The 5,989-nt window shown below is 61.6% G+C and carries 5 protein-coding genes; 1 reads left to right on the top strand and 4 read right to left on the bottom strand.

What is annotated here, in order from left to right; all coding sequences use genetic code 11:
• Together AAFM29_RS13655 and AAFM29_RS13650 are read right to left on the bottom strand one after the other, a co-directional pair.
• Window positions 1-569: ribonucleotide-diphosphate reductase subunit beta (locus AAFM29_RS13655; RefSeq protein WP_341713339.1), on the bottom strand; the 569-nt coding region annotated here is incomplete at its 3' end.
• Between the two features lie 356 nt (window positions 570-925).
• Complete coding sequence (locus AAFM29_RS13650; RefSeq protein ID WP_341713338.1) at window positions 926-1,360, bottom strand: PepSY-associated TM helix domain-containing protein; 435 nt, start codon at window positions 1,358-1,360, stop codon at window positions 926-928.
• A 236-nt stretch (window positions 1,361-1,596) separates the two neighbouring features.
• Here AAFM29_RS13650 and AAFM29_RS13645 point away from each other — a divergent pair, with 236 nt between their 5' ends.
• A complete protein-coding gene (locus tag AAFM29_RS13645) occupies window positions 1,597-2,811 on the top strand; it encodes a GGDEF domain-containing protein (RefSeq protein WP_341713337.1) in 1,215 nt (404 codons plus the stop codon).
• Between the two features lie 116 nt (window positions 2,812-2,927).
• On the opposite strand, the gene AAFM29_RS13640 is transcribed toward AAFM29_RS13645, so the two are convergent.
• Both AAFM29_RS13640 and AAFM29_RS13635 read right to left on the bottom strand, forming a co-directional pair.
• Entirely contained in the window at window positions 2,928-4,970 is a 2,043-nt protein-coding gene (locus AAFM29_RS13640) for a ribonucleoside-diphosphate reductase subunit alpha (RefSeq protein ID WP_371830751.1), read from the bottom strand.
• Between the two features lie 590 nt (window positions 4,971-5,560).
• Window positions 5,561-5,989 (bottom strand): TonB family protein (locus AAFM29_RS13635; RefSeq protein ID WP_341713336.1); only part of this gene is annotated, 429 nt, incomplete at its 5' end.

The following is a 5,989-nucleotide window of genomic DNA, read 5'->3' as shown; positions in this document are numbered from 1 at the left end:
CGCACCGACCAGCTGACGATCTGGCCCATGCCCTTCATCTTGTTGAAGCGCGGGAAGTTCATCAGCATGGCGAAGCTGGCGAACAGCTGCATGCCTTCGGTGAAGCCGCCGAACGCCGCCAGCGTGCGCGCGATGTCCTCGTCGGTATCGACCCCGAACTGCTGCAGGAAGTCGTGCTTGTCCTTCATTTCCTCATATTCGAGGAAGGCCGAATATTCGGCTTCGGGCATGCCGATCGTGTCGAGCAGGTGCGAATAGGCGGCGATATGCACCGTCTCCATATTGGAGAAGGCGGTCAGCATCATCTTGATTTCGGTCGGTTTGAACACGCGGCCGTATTTGTCGTGATAGCAATCCTGCACCTCGACATCGGCCTGGGTGAAGAAGCGGAAGATCTGCGTGAGCAGGTTCTTTTCGTGATCAGTGATCTTCTGCGCCCAGTCGCGGCAGTCTTCGCCCAGCGGCACCTCTTCGGGCATCCAGTGGATCTGCTGCTGGCGCTTCCAGAACTCATAGGCCCAGGGGTATTCGAAGGGCTTGTAGGTCTTGCGGGCTTCCAGCAACGACATCTTGTATCTCCACGTGTTCGGACCGAACGACTCATATAGGGAATCATGGTCCGGAATCGAAGGCAAGGCCTAACGATTCGGCGGGGATAAGATGCCCTCAAACAGCGGCGCAATTGCGACCCTCCGGGGAACGCGCGCCACGCCCATCCGTTATCCGAACGACGCGACGGCGGGGATCCTCCCTCACCCTTCCGGCGCGCGGGTTCCCGGGGAACAGCGGCCAGGGCCGGTTTCCCCTCTTTGCGGGCCTGGTCCGCGAACCCCGGCGCCCTGCCCCTCGCAAGGGGGGTGGGGCGTCAAATCTATGGGTGCAATCGTTCAGACGCCCGAGGGATCGCCCCGGGCGCCTGCAAAAATCACTTCCAGAACCAGCGGTCCTTTGCCCCGCGGCGGCGGCGGTCGGCCCACATGCGAACGTACATCCAGATTCCCGAGAGTGAGAAGAACAGCAGCGCGAAACCCGACAGGATCGAGATAGCGACGCCGGCGTTGCCGAACTCCTCGCCCGAATGGAGGTGGTGGAAGAAGCCGACCCATGCGCGCGGACCGGTGGTCGGGCGCGGAGGCGAACAGCGCCAGCCTTCGGGGCAGACGAATTCCGGTTCGGCCGGCACGGCGACCTGTTCGGGGCTGGCCGTTGCGGCTTCGGCTTCACCATGAGCCTGCGCCTCGGGCACGAAGGCACCATTTTCGGGCCACAGCGCCGCCCAATGGCTGAGCAGGCCGGTTGCCGCGATGAAGAGCATGAAAACCCCGAAGAAGAGCGACAACCAGCGGTGCCACTTGCGCATTCCGATATCCTTTATTGCGAGTGATTTGCAGTCGCAGATACACGAGCCACTGCGCAGCGCAAGCGGCTTGCTATCGCGAAATGTCGCGGGCTGGAGCAGCACCACAGAAAGTGTCGCAAACAGGGTTTTCAGATGTCCTGAATCGCGCGTTAGGGATTTAGTCAGCATAGCGCGCAATACCGCCCTAACCAGCCCCCCAATCCGCGCGTTAACTCGCGACGTTCTAAGTCGGGGCCATGGATAGTGCCTTTGGCCTTACCGACGGCAGGTTGCCGCAGATGGTTGACGCGGCAATTGCCGCGCCCGGACGGCTGCGCGACTGGCCGGGCCCATTGCGTTCGGCCTGGGATTCCCAGCGCAGGCGCCGGGTAGAGCGTGAACTGGCATTCCAGCTCAAGCTCGGCTCTGCCATCGCGATTGGCGCCACTCTGGTCGACCTGCTGGCGATTCCGCATATGGCACTTGATGCCCTGCTGTTGCGCGCGGCGACTATCATCCCGCTCAATTTGGCCGGGCTGGCACTGCTGCGGCGCGGCATGTTGCAGCAGACAAAGGCGGTTGCGTCAGCGACGCTGGCGCTGTTCGCGGCCAGTGCAATCTGGCTTTCCGCCCATGCGGGCAGCGATGTCATCGCGCGTTTCAGCATGGCGACGGTCCTGCTGCTGGTCCTGTCCTTGCACGCCCTGCCCTTCTCCGTGGCTGAGAAGCTGCGGCACACGCTCCTGTTTGCGCTGGCCACCTCCATCGCCGGGATGGTGCCGGCGGCAATTCCCCCAGAGATGCTGCTGCAACACATGGTGCTGATGCTGCTGGGCGGCGGCGGGACAATGTTGTTGATGCGGCGGCTGTGGCAGCTCGAGGCACGCGAATTCCTGCGCTCATTGCGCGACCGCTTCGTGCGCGAGGAGCTGGAACGCCGCAACGACCTGCTGCGCGAACTGTCCGAGAGTGACCCGCTCACCGGCCTGGCCAACAGGCGCAACTTCGAACGGGTGTTCGAGGAACTCCGTGCCACGCACGACAACGGTGTGACGGCGCTAATGATGATCGACTTGGACCACTTCAAGGAATTCAACGATCGGTATGGCCACCAGGCCGGCGATCGTTGCCTGGTCGAGGTCGCTCGCGAGCTTGAACGGTGCCTTGCCCGCCATGGTGGCCATGTGGCCCGTTTTGGTGGAGAAGAGTTCATCGCCCTGCTAAAGGAAAGCGAGAGTTGCGATGGTGCGACGCTGGCCGAGTTGCTGCGTGAAGCGCTGTCCGGACTAGCGATACCGACCGGTCCGGGACAGGTTAGCCAGATCACCGCCAGCATCGGCGTGGCCCGCACGAACCGGAGCCAGCCGCTCTACGACCTGATCGCGCGGGCTGACGAGGCGCTTTATCGAGCCAAGCAACGCGGCCGCAATCGCGTCGAGCTGGCATATTCCAGTGTGGAAGAGCTGGGCTAGCTTTGGGCGAGAGACGGTCGTGACGACCGTCCGTTGAATCGCGTGCCCAGTATGCAAGAACCCCGGGCCGCAGTGGCGGCGCCGGGATTCGATCTCAATATACTTGCCGAAAGGGCCTACTGACAGGCGAGGCATTCCTCATAGTCGGTCTGTTCGCCACCGGCGCTAAGTTCGTACTTGGCGGCATCAGCGGTATTGTCCGCCTCCACGCCGCCGGCAAAGCCCGCGCGCTGCACACTCTTCGAGCGCAGGTAATAGAGCGACTTGATGCCCTTCTCCCATGCCTGGAAGTGCAGCATCATCAGGTCCCACTTGTCGACGTCAGCCGGGATGAACAGGTTCAGCGACTGCGCCTGATCGATATAGGGCGCACGGTCGGAGGCGAATTCGAGCAGCCAGCGCTGGTCGATTTCGAAGCTGGTCTTGAAGGTCGCCTTTTCCTCGACCGTGAGGAAATCGAGATGCTGGACCGAACCGCCCTTCTCCAGGATCGTGTTCCACACCGCGACCGAGTTCTTGCTCTTCTTGTCGAGCAGTTTCTCGAGGTACGGGTTCTTCACGATGAAGCTGCCCGACAGGGTCTTGTGCGTATAGATATTCGCCGGGATCGGTTCGATGCAGGCGCTGGTACCACCGCAGATAATGCTGATCGATGCCGTGGGGGCGATCGCCATCTTGCAGCTGAAGCGCTCCATCGCGCCGGTTTCGGCGGCGTCCGGGCAGGGCCCGCGTTCCTGCGCCAGCACCAGCGAGGCTTCTTCAGCCTTGGCGCTGATGTGCTTGAACATCTTGAGGTTCCACACCTTCGCCATTGGGCTTTCGAAACCGATTCCCTTGGATTGGAGGAAGGAGTGGAAACCCATCACGCCCATGCCGACGCTGCGTTCGCGCATCGCCGAATACTTGGCGCGGGCCATCTCGTCCGGTGCGCGATCGATATAATCCTGCAGGACATTGTCGAGGAAGCGCATGACGTCCTCGATGAAGCGCTTGTCGCTATTCCACTCGTCCCACTTCTCGAGGTTGAGCGAAGACAGGCAGCAAACCGCGGTACGATCATTGCCCAGGTGGTCGATCCCGGTCGGCAGGGTGATCTCTGCGCACAGGTTCGAAGTCGAAACCTTGAGGCCCAGCTCACGGTGATGCTTGGGCATCATCCGGTTCACCGTGTCGGAGAAGACGATATAGGGTTCGCCCGTCGCAAGGCGGGTTTCGACCAGCTTCTGGAACAGCGAGCGCGCATCGATGGTCTTGCGCACCGATCCGTCGCGCGGACTGACGAGATCGAATTCAGCACCAGCGCGCACTGCTTCCATGAACGCGTCGGTAACGAGCACGCCATGATGCAGGTTGAGCGCCTTGCGGTTGAAGTCGCCCGAAGGCTTGCGGATTTCAAGGAACTCCTCGATCTCCGGATGCGAGATATCGATGTAGCAGGCGGCCGAGCCGCGGCGCAGGCTGCCCTGCGAGATCGCCAGCGTCAGGCTGTCCATCACGCGCACGAAGGGAATGATGCCGCTGGTCTTGCCGTTCAGGCCGACCGGCTCACCAATACCGCGGACATTGCCCCAATAGGTGCCGATTCCGCCACCCTTCGAGGCGAGCCAGACATTCTCGTTCCAGGTGTTTACGATCCCGTCGAGGCTGTCGCTGACCGAATTGAGGTAGCAGGAAATCGGCAGTCCGCGCGTGGTGCCGCCGTTCGAGAGAACGGGGGTTGCGGGCATGAACCACAGGTTGGAGATATAGTCGTAGAGCCGCTGTGCATGGCCCTCGTCATCGGCGAAAGCATCGGCGACGCGCGCGAAAAGGTCCTGATAGTCTTCGCCGGGCAACAAGTAGCGGTCGGTCAGCGTTTCCTTGCCGAAATCGGTCAGGTTCGCATCGCGCGCGGCATCGGTCACCACGTTGAAGCGGCGATCGAGGATCTTCTTGCTGTCGTCGTTGGGTGCCGCCGCAGCCTTGGCCATCTCGGCCATGGCGCCCGCCATGGCTTGACCCGCCGCCTCAGCCACCAGTGCGTCGGACCCCTTGTCGCCCTTTTCCATCGTCATTGCCTTTTCGGGCTGTTTCTTAGCCGGTGTTGTTGTTGTTTCGGCGGTGTCCTGCATATCCAGATCCAGTGCCATCGCCGCTTCATCCCCGCTTTTGAAATCCATCGTTTGCCCCGCCGTTGATGCCCCTGACGAAAGGTGTGACTCGCGTCACGCGTTCCGCTTGTGTTCGAGTCGGCGGGCGTCCCTCCCGCCTAGCAATTTTCGTGTCTTCGGGGGCGAAAACTTATCCCGTTCTTTCCCACAGCCCGGCGCATCATCGGCGCGCATCCCATATGGGGATGGGCGCTCAAAAAGCTAGGTCTTGTGGGTATCCCCGGCAACCCGACCACTAGATACTGAATCAGGCGGGACTCACACGCAAGAGGGTCAATAAAGATTTAATGCGCCAAGGGGCCTATCTGATCGGGTGTGTTATTGAGCTACGACGCAGCGACGCGTGGGAAAAGCTGGGCTGGCGCGCTGCGCAAGCCGGAAAATGAATCCGTGAAAAAAATTTTGCGGGCAAAAATGAAACTGCAGACTTGTGAATCCATCGAATCCCAGAGCGCAATTTTCGAATCCGGCACTTGTTGGGGAAGGTCGCAAACCGGGCCTGCCGCCAAACGAACTGACCTAGCGATCCCGGCGCGAGGCGGCATCCCCGCAGAAAGACGCCGCCTCCACGCCGAGACGGCTCCTGAACCTCGTTCAGCTCAGGAGACCGGGCGCGGTGCCAGGGTAAGGGCGAGAACCGCTCGCTCTTGGGGGGACCTGGCGATCCGTGCTGCTTCTTCGCGCGACAGCCTGCTGGTCAGTCGTTGCATCTCCTGCCGGCTCCCCGCCACGACAATGTTGGCCTGAATCACCTGCCCGTCTTCACTGCCGTAGGGCAGAGGCGTAAGATTGGTCAGGCCGCGCACGGCCCTCCGTGCCGCAGAATCGAGCTGTCCGCTTCCTGACCGCTGATAGATCTCGACCTGGGTAGCCCGACCATCGGGCGAAGCCTGGAAACGCACCTTGGCTATGCCCGTTGCATCTTCACGCGGATCGAAATGGATGCGTGCGAGTTGCCGGTCGAGGTCCTTGGACACCTGGGCAACAAAGTTCGCATGCGATTGTGGGACGACCACGATGTCCTGCGA

The organism is Erythrobacter sp., assembly GCF_038133525.1.
GTDB lineage: Bacteria > Pseudomonadota > Alphaproteobacteria > Sphingomonadales > Sphingomonadaceae > Qipengyuania.
Note: the sequence above shows the minus strand (reverse complement) of the source record. Positions and strands in the feature narration are given on the sequence as shown.

What these genes read in the sequence shown, in the direction of transcription:
- AAFM29_RS13650 (WP_341713338.1), bottom strand. Translation starts at nt 1,360, where the DNA reads ATGCGCAAGTGGCACCGCTGGTTGTCGCTCTTCTTCGGGGTTTTCATG.
- AAFM29_RS13645 (WP_341713337.1), top strand. Translation starts at nt 1,597, where the DNA reads ATGGATAGTGCCTTTGGCCTTACCGACGGCAGGTTGCCGCAGATGGTT.
- AAFM29_RS13640 (WP_371830751.1), bottom strand. Translation starts at nt 4,970, where the DNA reads ATGGATTTCAAAAGCGGGGATGAAGCGGCGATGGCACTGGATCTGGAT.